A 23,444-nucleotide genomic window follows, 5' to 3' on the forward strand; every position below is an offset into this window, starting at 1 on the left:
ATTTTCTCACTTCCGCTTCGCTCTCGGATGCGCCGAATCATAAACATCGGCTAAATGTTTGAAATCCAAATGCGTGTAGATTTGAGTGGTTGATAAATTAGAGTGCCCTAGCAGCTCTTGCACCGCTCTTAAATCCGAGCTGGATTCCAACATATGTGTGGCAAACGAATGGCGCAATTTGTGCGGATTAAGATGCGTCGGTAGTCCTTGTCGCTGCCCCCACACCTCCATGCGTTTTTGAATCGCACGGTGGCTGATGCGTTTGCCGCGTTGGCTGACAAATAAGGCATCATCTTCCGGATTAAATAGAATCCGCACCGCCAGCCATTTTTGAATCGCTTGGGCAGCGAAGCGTCCGTAGGGTAAGATCCGCTCTTTGTTGCCCTTGCCGATCACCCGCAGTTCGCGCGTGCGGCTTTGCAAATCTTGCAGATTCAGTTGTTGCAGCTCGTTTAAACGCAAACCGGCACTGTACATCAGCTCCATCATCGCCAAATCACGCAAATCAATCGGCTCTTTACTGCTATTATCCAACAGCTGTCCGACCTGTTCCGCCTCAATATTTTTCGGCAGCCGTTTCGCCTGTTTCGGGGCAGAAACGGCGGTTGCCGGATTCACCTCGATCACACCTTGCGATAATAAATATGTTAAAAAGCCACGCAAACTGGAAAGGCGCAACGCCAAACTTTTGGCGTTTAAGCCTTGCTGTCGGCTTTTCGCCAGCACATAACGCACCACGCCGGCATCGACCTGTTGCCAGTTTTCAATACCTTGTGCGTGTAAAATCTCAATAATTTCGGCGAGTTGGTGTTGGTAATTGCTCAGGGTGTGCGGACTGAGCTGACGTTCAATCCGCAGGTAATTCCAGTAACCTTGCAGCGGGTGTGAAAGTGCGGTTTGCAGCGCGTCACTCATTTACATTTTCTCAATCAGCCAATGATCCAGATGCTGCTCCACCATCTCTGCCAACTGGCGCAAAAAGGTGGTTTCCTGATTGCGGTGAAAATGGCGCTCGTCTTTGGCGGCAAACACCAGTACGGCGGTGTAAGGGTGGCGTGATTTACGCTTGCCTAACAGACAAAATGCCACCGAACCCAGCGGGAAATCTTGTGGCAAAAACATCAGCGTTTTTTCACGATGGCTCAAAGTGCCGAGATAGTGGCGCTGTAAGCCGAAACGTTCTAAGCGGATAATTTCAAAGGCGGTACGATCCAACCAGTTTTGTTCGGCGATTTCACCGCTTTCGACCCAACTGTCACGAAACAACAACACCGTGCCTTTTTGTAGCCCAAGTGCGGTGGTCCATTGCTGCAACATTTCCAACCCATCGTTAAAGCGTTTTGCTTGAGCGAATTGTTGCTGTAGCGGCAATAAACTGAAAAACATTCGTTCGTTGTGCTCCGCCAATTGATGAATTTTATCCAGATCCCGTTGCTGTTGTTGCAGCTGATCGCGCTGGCGTTGCAATTTCGCTTCCACCAACGATAAAATCCCTTTCTGCGGATGCACCACCTGCAATTCATCTAACAACTGCGGGTATTGCTGAAAAAAATCAGGGTGCTGTTGCAAATACTCCGCCACCGCTGCGGCTGTCAATGCTTCACTCATCATCTTGTCCTATAAACGAATGTAACCGTCAAATAAATGGGTGGCGTCGCCGGTCATAAACAGCGGCTTGCCTTCGCCTTGCCACTCAATCAGCAGTTTTCCGCCCGGCAGCTCGACTTCGACCTGACTGTCTAACGCCCCCTGCATAATCCCGACTGCCACTGCCGCACAAGCGCCGCTGCCACACGCCTGTGTTTCCCCTGCGCCACGTTCGAACACTCGCAATTTAATTTGCCCACGGTTTAAAATCTGCATAAAGCCGATATTCGCGCGTTCCGGAAAGCGCTCATGGCTTTCCAGTAAGGCACCCAACCGCTGCACCGGTGCAGTTGCTACATCATCGACCGTCAACACACAATGCGGATTGCCCATCGACACCACCCCGCACAGCACCGTTTCCAACTCGGTGCGCAAGATATAATTTTTCTCAAATTTATTGGCCGTAAACGGTACTTTCGCCGGTTCCCAAATCGGTTCGCCCATGTTGACCCGAACTTGATCGTCATCTTTAATGCTCAACACCATTTTGCCTTTGGCAGTGCTGACCTTAATCTCTTTTTTATTGGTCATGCCTTTCAGCTGCACAAAACGGGCAAAACAACGCGCGCCATTGCCGCATTGCGCCACTTCGCTGCCGTCGGCGTTAAAGATCCGATAATGGAAATCCATATCGGGATCGTAAGGCGGCTCGACCAGCAACAGCTGATCAAATCCAACCCCGCGGTGACGATCCGCCAGACGGCGAATCGTGCCTTCCGGAAAAAACACGTTTTGGGTGATGCCGTCCACCACCATAAAATCGTTCCCCAAGCCGTGCATTTTTGAAAATTGCATAAACAGTCCTTAAATTTTATTGATAGCGGCATTATAGAACCAAGCCGGGAGAATGTCTAAATGATTCATCCGCCGATAGTTTGCTAAACCCTTACGTTGTGATAGGATTCTGACAATCATTTATTTGCAGGATAATATATGGAAAATCTTAAAAAAATTCAGGCGATGCGGATTGCCGGTCTGGGCTGTGTGATTACGATTGTAATTATCGCATTCTTCCTGTTTTCGCTACCGACCGCACAATTGATGGATCACCTGACCGCACTTGGGAATTGGTTTGGCGCGAGTACGACTATCGGCATTTTCGTCTTGGCTTGCTTGCCACCGCTAGTCAGCACCCTTTGTTACTGGCTCTATTATTGGTTAAAAAATTAATCCAATATGGCAAAACTTTATTTTTATTATTCCTCAATGAACGCCGGCAAGTCCACCACCTTGCTGCAATCGTCCTACAATTACCAAGAACGCCAGATGAACACCTTGGTTTACACCGCGGCAATTGACGATCGTTTCGGCACGGCGAAAGTCACCTCGCGCATCGGCATCAGCCAAGATGCGCTGGTGTTCACAACCGACAGCGATCTGTACAACCAAATCAAACAGCAGATTCAGCAACAGCCGCTGCACTGTATTTTAGTTGATGAAGCACAATTTTTGACTAAATCACAAGTTTATCAATTAAGCGATGTGGTCGATAAGCTGCACATTCCGGTGCTGTGTTACGGACTGCGTACCGACTTTCAGGGCGAACTGTTTGAAGGCAGCCGCTATTTGCTGGCATGGGCGGATCAGCTTGAAGAGTTAAAAACCATCTGCTACTGCGGACGCAAAGCCAATTTTGTGCTGCGCTTAAATGAAAACGGCGAAGTGGTGCAAGCCGGCGAACAGATTCAAATCGGCGGCAACGACAGCTATCTTTCCGTTTGCCGCCGCCATTACAAAGAGCGAATGGGGAAATGACCGCACTGTGGTTATAAAAATGCGGAGGCGAAAAACTTTTTAAAATATTTCAGTTTCATGGCCTCCTCTCTTATACCAACAATGATGAATAAAGCTAATGAATCAATCTTTACCGACTATCTATTCTTTCTTTTACCACACTTAACAGATATTGCCCGTAGCTGTTTTTTGCCATTTTGTTGGCTAAATCAAGCAATTGTTGCGAACTGATCCAGCCGTTGCGCCAAGCGATTTCCTCCAGGCACGCCACTTGCAGCGCTTGAATATTTTCAATCGTGCGTACAAAAGAAGCGGCTTCAAGCAGGCTTTCGTGGGTGCCGGTATCCAACCAAGCAAAGCCGCGCCCCAACAGCTGCACATTCAATTCGCCGGCTTCCAAATACATCTGATTAATCGACGTAATTTCCAGCTCGCCACGCGCTGACGGTTTAACTTTTTTGGCAAAATCAATCACCCGATTGTCGTAAAAATACAATCCGGTGACAGCCCAACTGGATTTCGGCATTGACGGTTTTTCTTCAATCGACAACGCTTTATAGTTTTCGCCAAACTCCACCACGCCAAAGCGTTCCGGATCTTTCACTTGATAAGCAAAAACCGTGGCGCCTTGTTCTCGGTTAACCGCTTTTTGCAGCAACGGCGTGAAGGATTGTCCGAAAAAGATGTTGTCTCCCAATACCAGACAACAGCTGTCCTTGCCGATAAACTCTTCGCCGATAATAAACGCCTGTGCCAAACCGTCCGGACTCGGTTGCACCGCATAGCTCAGTTCAATCCCGAAATCGCTGCCGTCACCTAACAAACGCTGAAAACCCTCACTGTCTTCCGGCGTAGTGATAATTAAAATCTCACGAATGCCCGCCAGCATCAATACTGACAGCGGATAATAGATCATCGGCTTGTTATACACCGGCAGTAACTGTTTGGAAACGCCGCGCGTGATCGGATATAACCGCGTGCCGGAACCACCGGCAAGTACAATCCCTTTCATCTTATTCCCCCAAACCTAGGCGTTGTCCGTTATAGCTGCCGTCTTGAATCCGTTGCCACCATCTCGGATTCGCCAAATACCATTCCACGGTTTTCCGAATCCCGCTTTCAAAGGTTTCTTGCGGCTTCCAACCTAATTCGCGCTGGATTTTCGCCGCGTCAATCGCATAGCGTTTGTCATGCCCCGGTCGATCTTGCACAAAGGTGATCAGCTGCGCATAATGCTGAATATCAGCAAGTGCGGTATTTTCAGCGCACGGTTTAATTTCATCCAAAATCGCGCAAATGGTTTTCACCACCTCAAGATTGGTCTTTTCGTTATGTCCGCCAATATTATAGCTTTCACCAATTTTGCCCTGCGTTAACACCAAATACAGCGCCCGCGCGTGGTCTTCTACAAACAGCCAATCGCGAATCTGATCGCCCTTGCCGTAAATCGGCAACGGTTTACCGTGCAGCGCATTTAAAATCACCAACGGAATCAATTTTTCAGGAAAATGGAAAGGACCATAATTATTCGAGCAATTGGTCAGCACCACCGGCAAGCCATAAGTGCGGTTCCAGGCACGCACCAGGTGATCACTTGCAGCTTTGGAAGCGGAATACGGACTGCTCGGCGCATACGGCGTGGTTTCGGTGAAAAGTGCGGTTGTGCCTTCCAAGTCGCCGAATACTTCATCGGTTGAAATATGGTGGAAACGGAAAGCGGCTTTCTGCTCGCCGTCCAATGACGCATAATATGCCCGCGCGGCTTCCAGCAGCGTATAGGTGCCGACGATATTGGTTTCAATAAATGCCGCCGGTCCGTCAATCGAACGATCCACATGGCTTTCCGCCGCCAGGTGCATTACCGCTGTTGGACGATATTTGGCAAACAGCGCTTGTAGCGCCGCCGTATCACAAATATCAACTTGCTCAAAATAATAACGCGGATTATCCGCCACGCTCTGCAACGAATCTAAATTGCCCGCATAGGTCAACTTATCAATATTCACTACGCTGTCTTGCGTGTCGTTAATAATGTGGCGCACAACCGCCGAACCGATAAAACCGGCTCCGCCGGTGATGAAAATGGTTTTTTTATTCATAAATAACTAACTACATCCTGGTTCAAGAAAATATTCTTGCCACAAAGTATATACTCTTTTGACAAGAAACAAATTAAATTTTAAGACGGCCTAAAATATAAAAAAACTTCCCGAATCCCGTTGATACAGGTATAATCTGCGCCTTGTAACGGAAACTGATTGGTAGCGATGCGCAAGTGCGGTGCTGGTTTCCGGCGAATGAATGTCATTAAGATTAAAAATTTCAGAGGAATGAATGGCTAAAGAAGATAGCATTGAGATGCAAGGAACGATTTTGGAAACCTTGCCAAATACCATGTTTCGGGTTGAATTGGAAAATGGCCACGTTGTTACTGCGCATATTTCAGGCAAAATGCGTAAAAACTATATCCGGATTTTAACCGGCGACAAAGTCACCGTTGAATTGACCCCTTACGATTTAAGTAAAGGGCGCATTATTTTCCGTAGCCGCTAATCTCGCTATTTCCTATCTGACAACAAAAAGCACTGCTTGTGAGTAAACAGTGCTTTTTGTGTTTCCTTTTTTCTTACTTATTATTGCGCTTTCGCCGCCAGCTGTAATAATTTTCGGCGGAAAAGTGCGGTCAGAATGTGTAAGCCTAATAACAGCAACGATAAGATATATAACGGCTTATCGCCAAAGGTTGTATAAGGCGTAATCCGTTTTTCCGTTTGCAGTGTGGCGGTCAGCGTGGTTTCCACAAACTGCGGCGCTTGTGCGATGACGCTGCCGTCGGCATCAATAAATGCCGTGATGCCGGTGTTGGTTGCGCGAATCACTGTTTTGCCGTTTTCCAGCGCGCGCATTCTTGCCATTTGGAAATGCTGCCAAGGCCCGATAGAATCCCCAAACCAAGCGTCGTTCGAGACGGTCAGAATGAAATCGGTATCGCTATTTTGCGTCAGATTTTGTTGCAGCTGGCCGCCCAAGATAATTTCATAACAAATCGCCGTATTCAACTCCAGCCCTTTGGCTCGCAGCGGCGCTTGCAGATAATCCCCTTGTTTAAAATTCGACATCGGCAAATTAAACATACTACCGAGCGGGCGCAACAGATTTTCCAGTGGCACATATTCGCCAAACGGCACTAAGTGGTGCTTATTATAGCGATTTTCGCTATCAAGCTGATACGGTTGCTGCGGATTGCCGAGCACCACCACCGAATTATGGAAGCGGTCAGTCAAACTGTCGTGATACACCGTCCCGACAATCAACTCACTGCCGCTTTGTCGCGCCGCCGCCTGCCAACTTTCAAACAACGGTTGAACTTGATTTTCCAGCGTCGGAATCGCCGCTTCAGGCAAAATAATCAGATCGCTTTTGCCCAAGTGCGGTGCAATAAGGCTTTGATAAATATTGATGGTTTTGCTGAAATATTCCGGATCCCATTTCAAATTTTGTTCAATATTGCCTTGTACCAAGCTAATGGTTAATTCTTTAGCTTCAGGTTGGTTTTTCACCCGATAATCGGCTTTTTGTCCGATATAAAATGCCGCACCGCCCAATAGACTTAACATCAATAAGGAACTGATAATCAGCGAAGTGCGGTTAGCTGTCGGTTGTATCGCACATTTAATCAAGCTGACTAACAATGCCGCAGTCCAAACCACAAAAAAGGTCAATCCCTGCACGCCGAACAGCGGAGCCAAACCGAAAAACGGACTGTCGATTTGTGAATAGCCGAATTGCAACCAAGGAAAACCGGTCATCACCCAACCGCGCAGAAATTCTGTGAAGGTCCATAAAATCGCGAATAAAACCGCACTTTGCACTTGGAAACGTTGGATAAGGTAGGTAAACAGCAGCGGATAGAGCGACAAATACGCCGCCAGCAGCAACACCGCCAAATAGCTTAACAGCAGCGGCACGCCGCCGAACAGATTGATGCTGACATGGATCCAGTTGATTCCGAACGCAAAAAAGCCCAGCGCCCAAAAATAACTACAATAAAGTGCGGTTTTGCGTGAGCTTTGCGTGGCAAGTAAAATCAGTCCGCCGATGCTGAGATATGCCATGCCCCAAAGATCGAACGGCGCAAACGCCAGCACGCCACTTGTTCCCAGCAGTACGCTGAGCGGGATCTTAACCCACGGAGAGGAGAAAAACGCCGACATTAAATATTTTCCGCCGATTCGGTTTCTACCACAATTTCATCCGGCACCCGCACTCGCAATTGAATAATTTTGCGGCTATCGGCAGATACTACTTTGAATTGCATTCCTTCCAGCTCAATTTCCTCATCACGGTTCGGCAAATAGCCAAACGCCTGCATAATCACGCCGCCGATGGTATCCACTTCTTCGGATTCAAAATGGGTACCGAATTTTTCATTGAAATCTTCAATATCGGTCAGCGCCAACACCGAATAAGTGTGACGCGAAAGCTGGCGAATATCAGCAGCTTCCTGCTCGTCAAATTCATCTTCAATGTCGCCGACAATCTGTTCCAAAATATCTTCGATCGTGACCAAACCGGAAATCGCGCCAAATTCGTCCACTACAATCGCCATGTGAAACCGCTCGGAGCGAAACTCTTTTAGCATCCGATCCACACGCTTACTTTCCGGCACAATCACCGCCGGACGCAGAATCGAGGACATATCAAACTGTTCGGCATTACTGCGTGAAAACGGCAACAAATCTTTTGCCAACAGTAAGCCTTCAACATTATCGCGCTCATCGCTCACCACCGGAAAACGTGAGTGCGCCGATTCGATAATCACATCTAAGCAAGCGTCCAACGTCTGTTCTTTGTGAATAAATACAATCTGCGCACGCGGGATCATAATATCGCGCACCCGCAGCTCGGAAATTTCCATTACGCCCTCAATCATTTCGCGGGTGTCTTGGTCAATCAGCTCGTTTTGTTCGGAATCACGAATCACTTCGACCAATTCCTCTCGGTTTTTCAACTCGCCTTGAAATAAACCGCCGAATAGCGATTGAAAAAATCCCCGTTTTGCCCCGGATTCTTGATTGTCGTTCGTTGTTTGTTCTTCGCTCATACTCTTTACTGTGTTATCGATCGTATTATGAAATTATTTTTCACAAACTAGCATATTTTATCTGGCTCCGCTAGCCGTTTGCTGTTTCCGAAAAATAAAAAACCAACCGCACTTTCTATATCACATTCTCTACCTGGGTTCCGGATTAAATTCTATACCAACACATTGCTAAATTGATATTAAAATGATACGATTTTGAAAAATATTCGGAAGGAGGCAACATGATTTTAAAAGAACAAGCCACGCTCAGCTCTTGGGGAAATTGTATCGGTTTACGGATCACCGGCAATCTGAGAAAAATTCCACAATTTTCAATTGGTGAAGTTGTCGACGTTGAAATAACCGAGCAAGGACTATCCATTCTCAAACAAAAAACCACCCGCTACACTGAAATGGAATTACTCAGTGATTTAACGCCAAGCAGCGCACATAGAGATGAGTTAGCCTCGCTTTTAACCTCAGAAACGGATTATTAAGTGATGTATATTCCAAAACGTAATGACATTGTTTGGTTGGATTTTGAGCCGACCAAAGGCAAAGAGATTCGCAAATATCGTCCGGCGCTGATTCTGAGTCATGAAATCTATAACAAATCGACCGGACTGATCATCTGCTGTCCGATAAGCACCAGCATTCGTGGAGCAAAAACGGAAGTTCCAATCACTAATTTAGCCTCGCCGTGCGTGGTCGCCACCACCTTGATTCAAACCCTCGATTGGAAAACTCGCAAAGTTAAGCTGATCGACGTTGCCGAGCCGCATATCTACGATGAAGTATTAAAACGCGTTATCCCGTTATTGGGCGGCGAACATCTGCTGAAATAACCTACTTCAATAAACCGCACTTTTCAGTTTGGTTGGTTTTTAGCGTTAATCACCGATTATTTCGCTTTTTTCTGTGCTCTTTTGCCCAGTACGACGGTGACTGAGAACGCCACCACAAACGAGATCAGCATCCCGATCACATACATACTGATGTCGTTCGGTTTGATCGAGATAATTCCCGGTAAACCGGCTGCGCCCAATGCCTGCGCTTTCACATTAAACAAGGCAACGAAGGCGCTGGCACAACCTGCACCGACCATGGCGCCGATGAACGGATAACGGTAGCGTAAGTTCACCCCGAACATTGCCGGCTCAGTGATGCCCAACAGCGCACTGATGCCTGACGGCAAGGCGATGCCGCGAGTTTTCACGTCTTTCATAATCACGAATACCGCCAAACACGCCGCGCCCTGCGCGATGTTTGACATTGCCGCAATCGGGAAAATAAAGGTGCCGCCGGTGGTGGCGAAATCCGCCAATAATTGCGTTTCAATCGCGATAAAGGTCTGGTGCATCCCGGTGATTACGATTGGCGCATACAACGCCCCGAACAGCGCGCCGCCGATAAAGCCTGCGGTGTCATATAACCACGTTAAGCCTGCGCCCAGCAAGAAACCGGCTTCACGCGTGATAGGTCCGACAAAGCTGAAGGTCAGTAAACCGGCGATAAACAGCGCCAAGAGCGGTGTCAGCAAGTTATCCAAGACCGACGGAACCACTTTGCGCAGTGCTTTTTCCAGCGTCGCCAAAATCCAAGATGCAACCAAAACCGGCAACACTGAGCCTTGATAGCCGACACGTTCAATATTAAAACCGAAAATATTCCAGTATGCCAATTTGCCCTCGGCAACTACGCTGGTGTAGTTCCAGCCGTTGACCAAATCCGGGTGCACCAACAACATCCCTAATGCAGCACCTAAGAACGGGTTACCGCCAAATTTGCGGGTTGCCGAAAATGCAATCAAAATTGGTAAAAACACAAATGGCGCATTGGCGAAGGCATTAATCATTGCGGCTAAATCCGCCAATTCAGGGTGAGTATCGATTAACGACATTCCCTCAACGAACAGATCTTTTGCCATAAAGACATTGGCAAGCCCCATTAACAAACCGCCGGCAACGATTGCCGGAATAATCGGAACGAAAATATCAGCCAGCCCTTTCACTAAGCGCTGCAACAGGTTTTGGTTCTGTGCGCCAGCGGCAGCGACATCGCTTTTGGTCATATCACCCATGCCAAGCAGCCCGCTCATTTCCGCATGCACTTTATTTACCGTGCCGGAACCAAAAATAATTTGGTACTGCCCGGCAACGGAAAATTGCCCTTTCACGCCGTCGATATTCTCGATCGCTTCTTTATCCACTTGCGTTTCGTCTTTCAACACAATCCGTAAACGGGTGGCACAGTGCGCCAAGGCGCTGATGTTGTCTTTTCCGCCAAGTTTTTCAATCACTTGTCGGGCAATTTTTGGAAAATCCATGATTTTTCTCCTGTAGTTCAAACTGCCTGATTATAATGTGTGCAATTTTAACTAAAACGTTTTAGTTGCGCCATCACTTTAACTAAAACGTTTTAGTTGAAATCTGTTTTTGTGATCCAGTTAACAAAAAAGCCTCGTTTTACTAAACGAGGCTGGTGTGCAAATCATTTTGTGCGTCGAGCTTAAAAACGGTACGAAGCGGAAAAATCAAAGGTGTTCAATTTCAGTTTATCGTCGCCGTGTTTCAGATTAGAACGGATATATTCCACGCCCAGTTCAATATCCGAATCCAACGCATAGCGCACACCGGCACCATAGCCGAAACCTTTAAAATTGCGTTTGTCGTTGTTCAAATTTTCAAATTTGATTTCGGAATAGTTGTAGTTCAATTTGCCGAAGCCCAGTAGGTTCGGAGTGATGCGATACCCTTGCGCATAGCCTAAGGTGTAATGATCACGCTGTTCAATTTTATTGCGCGAAGAGTTGCTGATATTCAAGGTGTCCGATTGGCCGAGTTTGTCACCGAACAATTTAATTGAAGCGTACGGCAAGCCGACAAAATCATTGCCGTAATCAAAGCCGTAATCACCGATTAAGTTTAACGAGGTGAAACGCTTGAAGGAAACTTCGGTGCCGCCGCTGGAGGTGCCTTTATTGGTTGCCAGATTTAATCCGACTGAGGGGCCGACAAAAGTTTGCCCTGCCGGCACAGCTTGTACCGCACTTGAGGCGACCACGCCGACAGCAATTAAAGTTGCCAATAATCCTTTTTTCATACTCTGCTCCTTTTCATGATAAAACAATCAACATTAAACTGCTGTTATTTTAACCAAAAATACTTCATGTGACCAGCGTCAATCGGTTGTTAGTGGTGAGAAAAGACCAAGGTAAAATCTTCAAATATCGGCCAAACATCGGCATCAAAATCTCGTTTCAATTGTCGCTCGATTTCCGCCAGCTTCTGCCACAAACGATATAAATCGGCATAGCACATTCGCTGAATCGCCTTGGTAAACAACATTCGGCGGTTTTGCCACACCCGCAGGCGGTCAAATTGCTGGCGCAGTTGCTGCAACGGCAATGGCGCGCTGCTGTCAACCGCACTTTCCCCACCGGTGAGCTGTAACAAGGTATTCAGTTCTTTTTGAGCGCTGCGCAGTAAAATCAGCGGCTGAACGTCTTCATTTTTGAGCGCGTGCAAAATCCGTACCGCTCTTTTGGTTTTGCCTTCCAGCATCGCATCCAGCCATTGATAAGGGGTAAAAATCGAGGACTGCTCGACGCACTCTTTGACTTTGAGATAGCTCACTTTGCCTTCGGGATACAATAATTTCAACAAATTCAGCAGCTGTTTCAATGCCAACAAATTGCTTTCGTAGCTGTAACTGAGCAGCTGCAACGCTTCGTTGTCAAGGCTGAGTTGTTCCTCTTTGGCGCGTTGTTGAATCCATTGCGGCAATTGTTCCGCCGTCGGCGTTTGGCAGTTCACCAAAATGGTCGCGCCGTTGGAATATTGCTCAAGTGCGGTAAACCACGGCTGTTTTTCGGTCTGCAAGTTAAAACGGCTGAGTTGTAGGATCAACAGCACATCTTGATGCAACAGTTCGACCAGTGCATGTAATTTTTTTTGCAGGGCTTGGCTCAGACTGTCCGGCAAGATCAGCAGCAATACCGATTTATCGGAAAACAGCCCGCGCGAACGGCAGCTTTGATATAGCTCGTCCCAATCGGTGCCGTTATCCACCGTGCGCTGCACGATTTCATCAAAATGCTGTTTTTTTGCCGTTTGCAGCAACCCTTGGCGGGCTTCATCCAGCAACAGCGGGTCTTGCCCGAGCAAAAGATAGCTCGGTGCAAGTGACTGTTTGAGCTGTGTTTTTAGCTGAATGGCAGGAATGCGCTTCACAATATCGCCAATTCGAAATGCTGAATCACTATGGTTTTGCTGTTGCCAACTGTTTTTCCAAGCTGATCATTTTAATCAGCAGCTGGCGCGCCGCCTGAGTGCGCATATCATTATAAATCACATCTTCTTCCGCCGATTTCGCCAATGCTGCGCGGGAATCATCAAAGAAAGTGCGGCTGTTGCGAAGGCTCAACGGAAATTCGCCGCGTCCCGGCACATACATGGTTGCGTTTAAATTTAAGGTCAGCAGTTTTTCTGCTTCTCTACCCTGTTTAAACACCGACACCACATTGGAAGATAACGAATGCCCTTTAATCCGCAGCTCGGGCACGTCGCCGCTTTCAACCACACGAACTTGATGCAGCCGCAATTGGTTGCGCACTTCACGGGTTAAATAATCATACGGATCGGAACTGCTCAGTTTAACCGTTTGAAATTGTTGCTCAATGCCGCCTTGGTTGGAAAATTGAAAGCCGCAGCCGCTTAATAAAGCCACCATGGTGCAAACAAACAATAAATAGCTTCTTTTCAACATATTAAAATCCTTGTGTTGCGACTAACGTCTTGATCTTAAAACCGCACTTGGGGGATTGGTTTCGGATTATCAATTGGCTATCTTCGGGCGTATGTCATACGCCTCAAAGATATTAAATAACACCCTGCTATTTTGCCACAAAACTCAATAATTTGCCCGGCACATAAATCACTTTCACGATATTCAAGCCGTCCAAATGGCGGGCGACGTTGTCATCGGCAAGTGCGGTTTGCTTGATCTCATCTTCAATCGCATCTGCCGCCACGGTCAATTTACCGCGCACTTTGCCGTTCACCTGCACCACGATCAGTTTTTCATCGTCCACCATCGCTTCAGCATCGGCTTGTACCCACGGTGCGAAATCAATGGTATTTTGGTTGCCCAATTGATGCCACAGAGTGAAACAGATATGTGGTGTAATCGGATACAACATTCTTACCACCGCACTTAGCGCTTCCGCCATCACTGCACGATCTTGCTCGCTTTCCAACGGCGCACGGGTCAGCTTGTTCATCAATTCCATAATCGCCGCAATCGCGGTATTAAAGGTTTGACGGCGACCGATGTCATCACTCACTTTGGCAATGGTTTTGTGCAGAGCACGGCGCAATGATTTTTGTGCCGCTGACAAACTTGCCACGTCCAGTGCGCCGGTTGCCGGGTTGCGCTGATATTCAAACACCAAGTTCCACAAGCGACGCAGAAAGCGGTTCGCCCCTTCCACGCTGGCTTCTTGCCATTCTAAGGTCATTTCCGCAGGGGAAGCAAACATCATAAACAGACGCACGGTGTCCGCCCCGTATTTTTCCACCATTTCTTGCGGATCGATACCGTTGTTTTTCGATTTCGACATTTTGGTCATGCCGGCGTGCACTAATACGTGTCCCTCTTTATCGACCGCTTTGGTAATGCGCCCTTTCTCATCACGTTCAACGCTGACTTCGGTTGGCGAAACCCAAATGCGTTCGTTGGTGTCGGAAATATAGTAATACGCGTCCGCCAGCACCATGCCTTGACACAACAGTTTTTCGACAGGTTCATCAGCACGCAATAAGCCGGCATCACGCAGCAATTTGTGATAGAAGCGGAAATACAGCAAGTGCATGGTGGCGTGTTCAATCCCACCAATATATTGATCGACCGGCAGCCAGTAATTCGCTTCTTCCGAATCCAACATGCCGCCTTGATATTGCGGGCATGTGTAGCGCGCGTAGTACCATGACGATTCCATAAAGGTATCGAAGGTATCGGTTTCACGCAGTGCAGGCTGTCCGTTAAAGCTGGTTTTCGCCCAGTTCGGATCAGCTTTGATCGGGCTTTGCACGCCGTCCATCAGCACATCTTCAGGCAAAATCACCGGCAAATCGTCCATCGGCACCGGCACCACATCACCGTTTTCCAAGGTCAACATCGGGATCGGCGCGCCCCAATAACGTTGGCGCGAAACGCCCCAATCACGCAAGCGGTAGTTCACTTGGCGTTTGCCGACACCTAACGCTTCCAACTCATCGGCGATCGCATTAAATGCCTGATCAAAATCCAAGCCGTCAAACTTGTCGGAGTTAAACAACACGCCCGGCTCAACGAACGCCGCGCTGCTAATATCAAGTGCGGTTTGATCGGCTGGGCGAATCACCGCCTTGATCGGTAATTGGTATTTTTGCGCAAATTCATAATCGCGTTGATCGTGCGCCGGCACAGCCATTACTGCGCCGGTGCCGTAGTGCATTAACACGAAATTCGCCACCCACACCGGTACTTTTTCGCCGGTTAACGGATGGATCACACTCAGCCCGGTTGCCATGCCTTTCTTTTCCATGGTGGCAAGATCAGCTTCCGCCACTTTGGCATTTTTGCTGTCGGCAATAAATTGCGCCAATTCAGAATTGTTTTGCGCCGCCAGTTCTGCCAGCGGGTGCGCCGCGGCAACGGCTAAATAGGAAACGCCAAAGAAGGTATCCGGACGGGTGGTGTACACCGCCACGGTTTGATCGCTGTCCGCCAGTTTGAAGCTGATTTCAACCCCTTCGGAACGTCCGATCCAGTTGCGCTGCATACTTTTTACTTGATCCGGCCATTGTGGCAAGCCGTCCAGTCCTTGCAATAATTGCTCGGCGTAGTCGGTAATTTTCACAAACCATTGTGGAATCTCTTTTTGCACCACCGGGGTGTCGCAACGCCAACAGCGGCCTTCGTCCACTTGCTCGTTTGCCAATACGGTTTCATCGTTCGGACACCAGTTCACCACTGAGGTTTTTTTATAAACCAAACCTTTTTTATATAACTCGGTGAAGAACCACTGCTCCCATTTGTAGTATTCCGGCTTACAGGTGGTGAGTTCACGATCCCAATCGTAACCAAAGCCCAGCATTTTCAGCTGTTGTTTCATGTAAGCGATATTTTCATAAGTCCATGGCGCAGGTGCGGTTTTATTTTTAATCGCCGCATTTTCCGCCGGCATCCCGAAAGCGTCCCAGCCGATCGGCTGCAACACATTTTTGCCGTTCATTCGCTGATAGCGCGCCACTACATCGCCGATAGTGTAGTTACGGACGTGTCCCATATGCAAACGTCCGGACGGATAAGGGAACATCGAGAGGCAGTAATATTTTTGTTTGCTGAGATCGATTTTGGCGGCAAACACTTTGTTGTCCAGCCAATAATTCTGCACTGTCGGTTCAATCAGATCCGGACGATATTGTTCTTGCATAGCTTGTTCTTGCATGGCGAAATTACCTTTTATCAACACAAAAAACCGCACTTTGCGGTTATCAATATAAAATGGGATATAGGATAGCCTAGAATGGCTTAGAATAACAGAATTTATTGATGATACAGCCCGCGGATTAGCAGATTTTGCCGCTCATTCCGCAAGCTGAAAATCGATGATCAGACTACTCTGCCGGCAACACTGCGGCGGTATAATGCAAGCCGTCCATTGCCTGAATTAAGCGCTGGTTATCAAACGGCTCTTTAACCACCACCTTCACCAATTGCGTTTTGATGTTCGGTTTGGTTGAAACCACGCCGTCAAGGTTACGCAGCTCTTTATTAACTAAATACGCACACAATTGGCAATTCATTTCATTAACTTGCAGCGTGAGCTGGCGCTCGCCGGAAGTGTTTGCCGTTTCCGCAGCTGTGGCAAACCCGCTGAATGCCGCCCACAACATCATCAAGGTGACTATTTTTTTGATCATAAATCTATTCTCTTATCAATAAATTATTCTAAAAAGCCTGACTATAACAGCCAAGGCAGCACTATCGGGTATGACAGAAAAAACAGGATCACCACAAACACCAAGCAATACAACACCACCAAAGTGCGGTGAGAAACATACTTGCTGCAAATAATCTTGTTTGAAAACACCAATAGCCAGAAGCCATAGCCGAAAAGCGTCAAGGACAAAATCAACATCGGAATTTGCAAAAACGCCAGCTGATTGAGTTCCATCAGAAACGGCGACGAAATGCCGAACACCAGATAAACCAACGGCGCGATGCAACACAAAGTTGACGCCACCGCCGAGGTTAATGCCGCCATTCCGGCGGCAAAAAACCGACGATTATAATTTTTTGGAAATAAATTCATATTTGAATTCTTTCGGATCAAAGAAATTTAGCGGATCGCCGCCGATTTCAGCATACGGATAGCCGAAGTTATTTAGCGGCGTCAGTTCAGGAACCGGATATAAGTCAAAATCACGTCCGTGATTATAGCCGACCCAGTTCATTTCCCAGTTGCCGAATAGATAATCCGCCACCGTTTGTACGTCGGCGTCATCAACCGCTTTTTTCTCTGCCAAACGCATTTTGGCAACGTCCGCCGAATCGACCGGAACCCAGCCGAAACCGGCTAAATAGAATTCGGCGCGGCAGTGTTGTCCGCCGCTGACATTCGCCACTTGATGTTCATCTGCGCTGCCGAAAGCAGTTTTTGAATACTGTTCCAATTTCGGTGCTGCTCCTAAACGCACGCCGAACACTTCACGCGCCGGAATATCCGCCGCCCGCGCCAAAGCGACAAACACTGAGTTAATATCGGTACATTTGCCACGCAGCACGCCGGTGGTTAAGATTTTTTCCACATCGCCGTCGCCGCAGCCCAACACCGAGTTATCACGCTCCATGTTGTTGACAATCCAGTGATGGATCAATTCGGCTTTTTTCAGCGGATTGGTTTCCGTGCCGACAATTTTATCGGCAAACTCTTTCACGATGCCGTCAGTTTTAATGTGTTGAGTCGGTTTTAAATACTCCTGCACATCGACCGAATAATTGATTTTTTCCGGCACTTGGTATCCGTTTAACGCACCGCTTTTTTCTGTTCACGATCTTTGGTTTCAATCACCATTGTCACTTTCAAATCGCGTTTCTCGGCATTGTCCGCCCAAGTAGCATATAAGGTTTTTGCGCCATAGGCGTTATTTTCGGTGATATACGCTTGTTGGAAATTGCCTTCATACCGAATGGATTTCAAATTTTGGTAATCATTGCTGAACGGAATCGGCACCCAAAGTTGAGTTTCGCCGCTTGCGCCTTTCGGGGCAACAATATCAAAGGTCTTGGTCAGTTCAAAAGTGTGGGAATCGGTATTGACGTTCTGTTGTTGAACGGTGGTGTTAGCGTTGGCAACGCCGAAAGCACACGCCAATGCAGTGGCGAGCATTAATTTTTTCATGGCTAGAATCCTGTATTGATATAAACAAAACTTGTTATATAACTCGTGCTTATCGGGTGAGTTGACAATAAGCACCGCTAAGGATAAGGGAAAATGGCAAAAAAGCAACCCGCTTTCGCGATTATTGTGCGAATCAGGTGTAACTTTTGACCGCTCTTTGATAGAAATACTGCTGATCGTCCCAACGCAGCATGGTCATATAGTTGCCCCAAACACAGCCGGAATCCAGAGCATAGATCCCTTTCGGCATCGTTTCGCCCACTAGACTTGCCCAATGTCCGAACAAAATCGGCTGTTGTTGATACGTCGGGTTATCCAATTCATACCACGGAAAAAGCTCGGCAGGCGCTTCCGCCAAAGTGGTTTTGCAGGCAAAATCCAAGCGGTGATCAGCGTAGCAAAAACGCATTCGGGTGAAGGCATTGATAATATAGCGCAAACGTTCGATGCCTTTCAGCTGCTTGTTCCAACGATCAGGCTGCTCACCATACATCTCTTTGATCAAAGTGCGGTAATCACCGTGTTGCAGCACCGCTTCTACTTCGGCGGCACATTTTTTCGCACGGCGTAGGCTCCAATCCGGGCTGATTCCGGCATGGCAAAGTAAAAAGCCGTGTTTCGGGTGTTGACGCAGCAACGGCTGATGGCGAAGCCAGTCAATCAACTCAGCAAAATCATCGGCAGCAAAAATCGCATCGACCCGATCTTTTTTCTTCACCGATTTCAAACCAAGTGCGGTTGCGATCAAATGCAGATCATGGTTGCCCAACACGGTTTTCGCCGCTTCGCCAAGCCCTTTGACAAAGCGCAAACACTCCAACGATTTATCGCCACGCGCCACCAGATCGCCGACCAGCCAGAGTTCGTCCTGTTGCGGATCGAACGCCACTTTCTGCAATAGCAGCTGCAATTCATCAAAACAGCCTTGTAAATCGCCGACGATATAAGTTGCCATATTATGCCGCCTAGTCTGCGTCGCTCAAAGGTTCGCGTTCGACTTGCGGCGGATTGTCATGCAGCCAGTTTGCCAAGCGGGCATAATCGGCAATCGACAGATTTTCCGCGCGCGCATTTTGATCAACCCCAAGTGCGGTCAGCTGTTCTGCGCTGAACAGCGTGGAAAGCGCATTGCGCAAGGTTTTGCGCCGTTGGTTGAAGGCTTGGCTGCACACTCGGTTGAGCCAATACAGATCTTTCACCGGATGCGGCAACGTGCGGTGCGGAATCAAACGCACCACTGCCGAATCCACTTTCGGCGCCGGTTTAAACGCCGACGGCGGCACTTCCAACACCGGCATCACTTGGCAAAAATATTGCGCCATGATGGTCAAGCGCCCGTAAGCCTTGCTGTTCGGGCCGGCACACAGCCGTTTCACCACCTCTTTTTGCAACATAAAGTGCATATCTTGAATGCTGTCGTAGTAGTTAAACAGGTGGAACATTAATGGTGTGGAAATGTTATACGGCAAATTGCCGAACACCCGCACTTTCTGCCCCGCCTGCTCAAACAGTTGGCGAAAATCGACAGTCATCGCATCTTGTTCGATCACGGTCAATTTCTGATGCAAAAACGGATGGTGGCGCAAGCGCTCCGCCAAATCTCGGTCCAGCTCAATCACCGTCAAGCGATCAAGCTGCTCGGCAACCGGCTCGGTCAGTGCGCCCAAACCCGGCCCGATCTCGATCAGATACTGATCTTTCTGCGGATGGATCGCCGCCACAATGCCTTGAATAACGTGTTGATCGTGTAAAAAATTCTGTCCGAAACGCTTGCGCGCGGTGTGTCCCAAATGTCTTTTTGAATTCATGGATAGTCTGTCTGTTCGCAATAAAATTGCCGCTAAGTATAAAACAAAATCCCGACGAATGCGGGATTTTGTTGACAAAGTGCGGTTTGATTAATCTAAAATTTTAATCTCAGCCCGTTTGCGCAAGCCACTGACCCAATCACGGGCTTCCGCTTGTGCTTGTTTGTTAACGATTTGCTCGTATGCTTTTTGGCGGTAGAAATCATCCGTTCGGTCGCCTTTGCGACTGTCGGTGACTTCTAAAATATGCCAGCCGTGTTCGGTTTTAAACGGCTGTGAAATCACCCCCTGTTTGCTGCCGCGCACCATTTTGGCAAATTCCGGCACATAAATATCCGGGAAAGCAAAGCCTAAATCACCGCCCTTGTCGCCGGACAAGTAATCTTTAGAGTGGGCTTTTGCCGCCGCTTCAAAGCTGGTTTTCTTGGCTAAAATGTCGGCGCGGATTTTGCTCAATTCGGCTTTGACTTTTTGATCGGTCAAAATCGGATTGGTTTTCAGTAAAATATGGCGCACGCGATATTCCGGTGCGGTGTGCTTTTTCACTTTACCGCTCTTTTCCGCTTGTTGCTGCAAGCTGTTGCCTAACGCTTCGACTTCTTCACGGGTAACGCTGATGCTTTTGCCGATATTTTGCTGACGCACTTCGCTCATTAATAACTGATGCGCAATCTGGTTGCGGTATTGATGATAGTTGATACCTTGGTAATCCAACACATCCAGCAATTGCCCCCAGGTTAAACCGTTGCTGTCGGCAATGCTTTGGAACACTTGATCGACTTGTCCACTGCTGATCCGCACGCCGGATTCACGAATCGCTTGTTGCACTAGAATATCATCGATCAAACCGTCTAATGCTTTTTGGCGGTTCGCCGCATTATCCGCTTTTTTGCCCAGCCCTTTTTTCACTTGGCTGGCTAGCACCGGATAACCATTCACCGTCGCCACCACTTTCTCTGCGGCTTGCAGCGGCAGGACGAAAGCGAAGAAAAACGCTAAACTACAAATAACTTTTGCTTTGATATTGTTCAATTTCATTGTTCTTCCAATTCTCATCATTAAAAGGATACGTTGCTTAGAACCTATTTTTGCAAAAAAATTCCAAATCAGGCGGTTAATCGCTTAATTGTTAGGCAATTTCTGTCAATTTGCGGCGAATTAATCCGCCGCGTAGCCGTTTTCCGCTAACGGTTGGTTATCCAAATAGGCTTTGCCGTCTTGCAAACGCAGGCGTCCTTCGGCAAACCAAGCAACCACCAGCGGATAGATTTGCAATTCCTGTGCTTTTACCCGCTCAACTACATCTTGTTGCTGATCATCCTCGAAAATCGGCACTTTCGCTTGCAGCACGATTGCGCCGCCGTCGACAATTTCATTGACAAAATGCACCGTGGTGCCGTGCTCCTGATCACCGGCTTCCATCGCTCGGCGATAAGTATCCAAGCCCGGATATTTCGGCAACAGTGACGGATGAATATTCAGGATTTTTGCAGGAAAACAACGGATAAACTCGGCGGTTAAAATTTTCATATAACCGGCAAGCACCACTAAATCCACCTGTTGTTGCTGCAAATAATCCGCGATCGCCAAATCCATACTTTGATTGTCGGCATAGGCTTTACGCAGGAAAGTGCGGTTTTCAATTCCCGCTTGCTGCGCGCGCTGTAATCCGTAAGCCTCGGCTTTATTGCTGACCACCGTGACAATCTTGCCGTTGATTTTGCCGTTTGCGCAGGCATCAATCAATGCCTGCAAATTCGAGCCGTCGCCAGAAATTAAAACTGCGATTCTGATCATACTGCCGGCATAACCACTTGTTCTGTTTCATCATTACCCAACGCGTCGATATGCCCGATCACCCAAGCTTTCTCGCCGGCTTGTTGCAGCAATGCAAGTGCGGTTTCCACATCTTTTTCAGGCAGTGCAATCACCATGCCTACGCCACAGTTAAACGTGCGGTACATTTCGTGACGATCGATGTTGCCTTGCTGTTGCAGCCAGTTAAACACCGCCGGCCACTGCCAGCTGTTTTCATTGATCACCGCTTTCACGTGCGCCGGTAACACACGCGGGATATTTTCCCAGAAACCGCCGCCGGTCAAATGGGAAATCGCGTGCACATCAACGTGTTTAATCAGTTGCAACACCGATTTCACATAAATTTTGGTCGGCGCCAACAGGTGTTCTGCCAACGGTTTGCCGTCCAGTAATTCGCTTGCCGCATCGGCACCGCTCACTTCCAACACTTTACGAATTAGGGAATAACCGTTTGAGTGTGGGCCGCTAGAGGCTAACGCGATTAAGGCATCACCCACTTTAACTTTGCTAGCATCGATAATCTCGCTTTTTTCAACCACACCGACGCAGAAACCCGCTAAATCGTAATCACCGGCGTGATACATTCCCGGCATTTCAGCCGTTTCGCCGCCGACCAGCGCACAGCCGGATTGTTCACAGCCGTCGGCAATGCCTTTAATCACATCCGCCGCCACATCGACTTCTAATTTACCGGTCGCGTAATAATCCAGGAAAAACAGCGGTTCAGCACCTTGCACCACCAAATCGTTGACGCACATCGCGACTAAATCCACCCCGATAGTATCGTGCTTGTTCAGATCAATCGCCAAACGCAATTTGGTGCCGACGCCGTCGGTGCCCGACACCAACACCGACTCTTTATATTTGCTCGGAATAGAACACAGTGCGCCGAAACCACCAAGCCCGCCCATCACTTCCGGACGGCGCGTCCGTTTGACATCTTCTTTAATTCTGTCAACCAAGTCGTTACCCGCATTAATATCAACACCGGCATCTTTATAACTTAATGATTTCTTTTCCACGATCAGTTCCTGTTTCAGTTGTTTAGCAAAAGACAAATGTTTAATAAAAGGTTTGTGCGATCAACACCGCTCATTATTCAAACGGTGATAATTGTAGCACGCCCGACGGATTATTGGCGATAGCTAAATGCAGGAATCGTTGCGCTTCATAATTTTTCAGCGCAACCACACGAATTTCGCGGCGTTCAAGATAAAAAGCTATTAATTCTTTGGGCTATCTATTAAAATTTAGCGGATAAAAACTCAAGGAGCTGAAAATGAAACTGGTTCAAGTCAAACACCCTCTCATCAAACACAAACTCGGCTTAATGCGTGCCGCTGAAATCAATACTAAAAATTTCCGTCAATTAGCCACCGAAGTCGGCAGTTTGCTGACCTATGAAGCCACCGCCGATCTGGAAACCGAAAAAGTGATTATCGACGGCTGGAACGGTCCGGTCGAAGTGGAACGGATTAAAGGCAAAAAAGTCACCGTGGTGCCGATTCTGCGTGCCGGTTTAGGCATGATGGACGGGGTGCTGGAGCATATTCCCAGCGCCAGAATCAGCGTGGTCGGGATGTACCGCAATGAAGAAACCTTAGAGCCGGTGCCTTATTTTCAAAAACTGGCGGGCGATCTGGAAGAGCGGTTAGCGATTGTGGTTGATCCGATGTTGGCAACCGGCGGTTCGATGGTCGCGACCATTGATTTGTTGAAAGCCAAAGGCTGCCGCCACATCAAAGTGTTGGTGCTGGTTGCCGCACCGGAAGGGATTGCGGTGTTGGAAAAAGCGCACCCGGATGTTGAGCTGTACACCGCGTCTATCGACGATCACTTGAACGAACAAGGTTATATCATTCCGGGCTTGGGCGATGCCGGTGATAAAATTTTCGGTACTAAATAA

Annotated in this window: 25 protein-coding genes and 1 pseudogene; 6 read left to right on the forward strand and 20 right to left on the reverse strand. The window is 48.0% G+C overall.

Annotated features, from left to right (window positions below):
* Positions 1 to 6: 6 nt before the first annotated feature.
* Genes xerC through dapF form a run of 3 tightly spaced genes read right to left on the reverse strand, consistent with a single transcriptional unit; the run spans position 7 to position 2,442 of the window.
* Positions 7 to 915, reverse strand: a complete 909-nt coding sequence (gene xerC, locus ACUHGC_RS12325) for a tyrosine recombinase XerC (RefSeq protein ID WP_446833575.1) — start codon at positions 913 to 915, stop codon at positions 7 to 9.
* Complete coding sequence (locus ACUHGC_RS12330; RefSeq protein ID WP_446833576.1) at positions 916 to 1,608, reverse strand: DUF484 family protein; 693 nt, start codon at positions 1,606 to 1,608, stop codon at positions 916 to 918.
* Between the two features lie 9 nt (positions 1,609 to 1,617).
* Positions 1,618 to 2,442 carry a diaminopimelate epimerase gene (dapF, locus tag ACUHGC_RS12335; RefSeq protein WP_446833577.1) on the reverse strand — a complete coding sequence of 275 codons (825 nt, stop codon included), beginning with the start codon at positions 2,440 to 2,442 and terminating at the stop codon, positions 1,618 to 1,620.
* Positions 2,443 to 2,580: 138 nt separating this feature from the next.
* On the opposite strand from dapF, the gene ACUHGC_RS12340 reads away from it, so the two are divergent.
* Positions 2,581 to 2,817 carry a hypothetical protein gene (locus ACUHGC_RS12340; RefSeq protein WP_446833578.1) on the forward strand — a complete coding sequence of 79 codons (237 nt, stop codon included), beginning with the start codon at positions 2,581 to 2,583 and terminating at the stop codon, positions 2,815 to 2,817.
* Positions 2,818 to 2,823: 6 nt separating this feature from the next.
* The gene (locus ACUHGC_RS12345; protein WP_446833579.1) at positions 2,824 to 3,402 is read left to right on the forward strand and encodes a thymidine kinase; all 579 of its coding nucleotides are present in this window, start codon (positions 2,824 to 2,826) and stop codon (positions 3,400 to 3,402) included.
* A gap of 109 nt (positions 3,403 to 3,511) precedes the next feature.
* On the opposite strand, the gene rfbA is transcribed toward ACUHGC_RS12345, so the two are convergent.
* Positions 3,512 to 4,393: a glucose-1-phosphate thymidylyltransferase RfbA gene (rfbA, locus tag ACUHGC_RS12350; protein WP_446833580.1), complete on the reverse strand. Its 882-nt coding sequence runs from the start codon at positions 4,391 to 4,393 to the stop codon at positions 3,512 to 3,514.
* A 1-nt stretch (position 4,394) separates the two neighbouring features.
* Positions 4,395 to 5,480 (reverse strand): dTDP-glucose 4,6-dehydratase, encoded by a 1,086-nt coding sequence (gene rfbB / locus ACUHGC_RS12355; RefSeq protein WP_446833581.1) that lies wholly within the window; start codon positions 5,478 to 5,480, stop codon positions 4,395 to 4,397.
* A 235-nt stretch (positions 5,481 to 5,715) separates the two neighbouring features.
* On the opposite strand from rfbB, the gene infA reads away from it, so the two are divergent.
* Positions 5,716 to 5,934, forward strand: coding sequence for a translation initiation factor IF-1 (gene infA, locus ACUHGC_RS12360; protein WP_034612205.1), 219 nt, complete (start codon positions 5,716 to 5,718; stop codon positions 5,932 to 5,934).
* An 80-nt stretch (positions 5,935 to 6,014) separates the two neighbouring features.
* On the opposite strand, the gene lnt is transcribed toward infA, so the two are convergent.
* Both lnt and corC read right to left on the reverse strand, forming a co-directional pair.
* Positions 6,015 to 7,595: an apolipoprotein N-acyltransferase gene (lnt, locus tag ACUHGC_RS12365; protein WP_446833582.1), complete on the reverse strand. Its 1,581-nt coding sequence runs from the start codon at positions 7,593 to 7,595 to the stop codon at positions 6,015 to 6,017.
* Complete coding sequence (gene corC / locus ACUHGC_RS12370; RefSeq protein ID WP_446833583.1) at positions 7,595 to 8,485, reverse strand: CNNM family magnesium/cobalt transport protein CorC; 891 nt, start codon at positions 8,483 to 8,485, stop codon at positions 7,595 to 7,597. The genes lnt and corC overlap by 1 nt, the downstream gene beginning before the upstream one ends.
* A 221-nt stretch (positions 8,486 to 8,706) precedes the next feature.
* Between corC and ACUHGC_RS12375 the strand changes: the two genes are divergently transcribed.
* Positions 8,707 to 8,961 (forward strand): AbrB/MazE/SpoVT family DNA-binding domain-containing protein, encoded by a 255-nt coding sequence (locus ACUHGC_RS12375; RefSeq protein WP_446833584.1) that lies wholly within the window; start codon positions 8,707 to 8,709, stop codon positions 8,959 to 8,961.
* 3 nt (positions 8,962 to 8,964) lie between these two features.
* Complete coding sequence (locus tag ACUHGC_RS12380; RefSeq protein WP_446833585.1) at positions 8,965 to 9,309, forward strand: type II toxin-antitoxin system PemK/MazF family toxin; 345 nt, start codon at positions 8,965 to 8,967, stop codon at positions 9,307 to 9,309.
* A gap of 56 nt (positions 9,310 to 9,365) precedes the next feature.
* Here the strand turns inward: ACUHGC_RS12380 and ACUHGC_RS12385 are convergent, their stop codons facing one another.
* The 13 genes and pseudogenes from ACUHGC_RS12385 to purM all read right to left on the reverse strand — a co-directional run bounded on the left by ACUHGC_RS12385 (position 9,366) and on the right by purM (position 22,560).
* The gene (locus ACUHGC_RS12385) at positions 9,366 to 10,790 is read right to left on the reverse strand and encodes a sucrose-specific PTS transporter subunit IIBC (protein WP_446833586.1); all 1,425 of its coding nucleotides are present in this window, start codon (positions 10,788 to 10,790) and stop codon (positions 9,366 to 9,368) included.
* Positions 10,791 to 10,972: 182 nt separating this feature from the next.
* Complete coding sequence (locus tag ACUHGC_RS12390; protein ID WP_446833587.1) at positions 10,973 to 11,566, reverse strand: porin family protein; 594 nt, start codon at positions 11,564 to 11,566, stop codon at positions 10,973 to 10,975.
* An 89-nt stretch (positions 11,567 to 11,655) separates the two neighbouring features.
* Positions 11,656 to 12,696 (reverse strand): DNA polymerase III subunit delta, encoded by a 1,041-nt coding sequence (gene holA / locus ACUHGC_RS12395; protein WP_446833588.1) that lies wholly within the window; start codon positions 12,694 to 12,696, stop codon positions 11,656 to 11,658.
* A 28-nt stretch (positions 12,697 to 12,724) separates the two neighbouring features.
* Entirely contained in the window at positions 12,725 to 13,231 is a 507-nt protein-coding gene (locus ACUHGC_RS12400; RefSeq protein WP_446833589.1) for an LPS-assembly lipoprotein LptE, read from the reverse strand.
* Between the two features lie 127 nt (positions 13,232 to 13,358).
* Positions 13,359 to 15,941, reverse strand: a complete 2,583-nt coding sequence (gene leuS, locus ACUHGC_RS12405) for a leucine--tRNA ligase (RefSeq protein WP_446834908.1) — start codon at positions 15,939 to 15,941, stop codon at positions 13,359 to 13,361.
* A 184-nt stretch (positions 15,942 to 16,125) separates the two neighbouring features.
* Entirely contained in the window at positions 16,126 to 16,428 is a 303-nt protein-coding gene (locus ACUHGC_RS12410) for a heavy-metal-associated domain-containing protein (protein ID WP_446834909.1), read from the reverse strand.
* 44 nt (positions 16,429 to 16,472) lie between these two features.
* A complete protein-coding gene (locus ACUHGC_RS12415; protein ID WP_446833590.1) occupies positions 16,473 to 16,823 on the reverse strand; it encodes a hypothetical protein in 351 nt (116 codons plus the stop codon).
* A pseudogene (locus tag ACUHGC_RS12420) lies at positions 16,798 to 17,912 on the reverse strand (transglutaminase-like domain-containing protein). The gene ACUHGC_RS12415 and the pseudogene ACUHGC_RS12420 overlap by 26 nt, the downstream one beginning before the upstream one ends.
* A gap of 133 nt (positions 17,913 to 18,045) precedes the next feature.
* On the reverse strand, positions 18,046 to 18,867 hold the full coding sequence (gene apaH, locus ACUHGC_RS12425; protein ID WP_446833591.1) for a bis(5'-nucleosyl)-tetraphosphatase (symmetrical) ApaH: 822 nt from the start codon (positions 18,865 to 18,867) through the stop codon (positions 18,046 to 18,048).
* Positions 18,868 to 18,877: 10 nt separating this feature from the next.
* Positions 18,878 to 19,720 carry a 16S rRNA (adenine(1518)-N(6)/adenine(1519)-N(6))-dimethyltransferase RsmA gene (gene rsmA / locus ACUHGC_RS12430; protein ID WP_446833592.1) on the reverse strand — a complete coding sequence of 281 codons (843 nt, stop codon included), beginning with the start codon at positions 19,718 to 19,720 and terminating at the stop codon, positions 18,878 to 18,880.
* A 90-nt stretch (positions 19,721 to 19,810) separates the two neighbouring features.
* On the reverse strand, positions 19,811 to 20,758 hold the full coding sequence (locus ACUHGC_RS12435) for a peptidylprolyl isomerase (RefSeq protein WP_446833593.1): 948 nt from the start codon (positions 20,756 to 20,758) through the stop codon (positions 19,811 to 19,813).
* A 120-nt stretch (positions 20,759 to 20,878) separates the two neighbouring features.
* On the reverse strand, positions 20,879 to 21,517 hold the full coding sequence (gene purN / locus ACUHGC_RS12440) for a phosphoribosylglycinamide formyltransferase (RefSeq protein ID WP_446833594.1): 639 nt from the start codon (positions 21,515 to 21,517) through the stop codon (positions 20,879 to 20,881).
* Positions 21,514 to 22,560, reverse strand: a complete 1,047-nt coding sequence (purM, locus tag ACUHGC_RS12445) for a phosphoribosylformylglycinamidine cyclo-ligase (RefSeq protein WP_446833595.1) — start codon at positions 22,558 to 22,560, stop codon at positions 21,514 to 21,516. The genes purN and purM overlap by 4 nt, the downstream gene beginning before the upstream one ends.
* 257 nt (positions 22,561 to 22,817) lie before the next feature.
* Here purM and upp point away from each other — a divergent pair, with 257 nt between their 5' ends.
* Positions 22,818 to 23,444 carry a uracil phosphoribosyltransferase gene (upp, locus tag ACUHGC_RS12450; RefSeq protein ID WP_446833596.1) on the forward strand — a complete coding sequence of 209 codons (627 nt, stop codon included), beginning with the start codon at positions 22,818 to 22,820 and terminating at the stop codon, positions 23,442 to 23,444.

Source organism: Testudinibacter sp. P27/CKL/0425 (assembly GCF_052931395.1).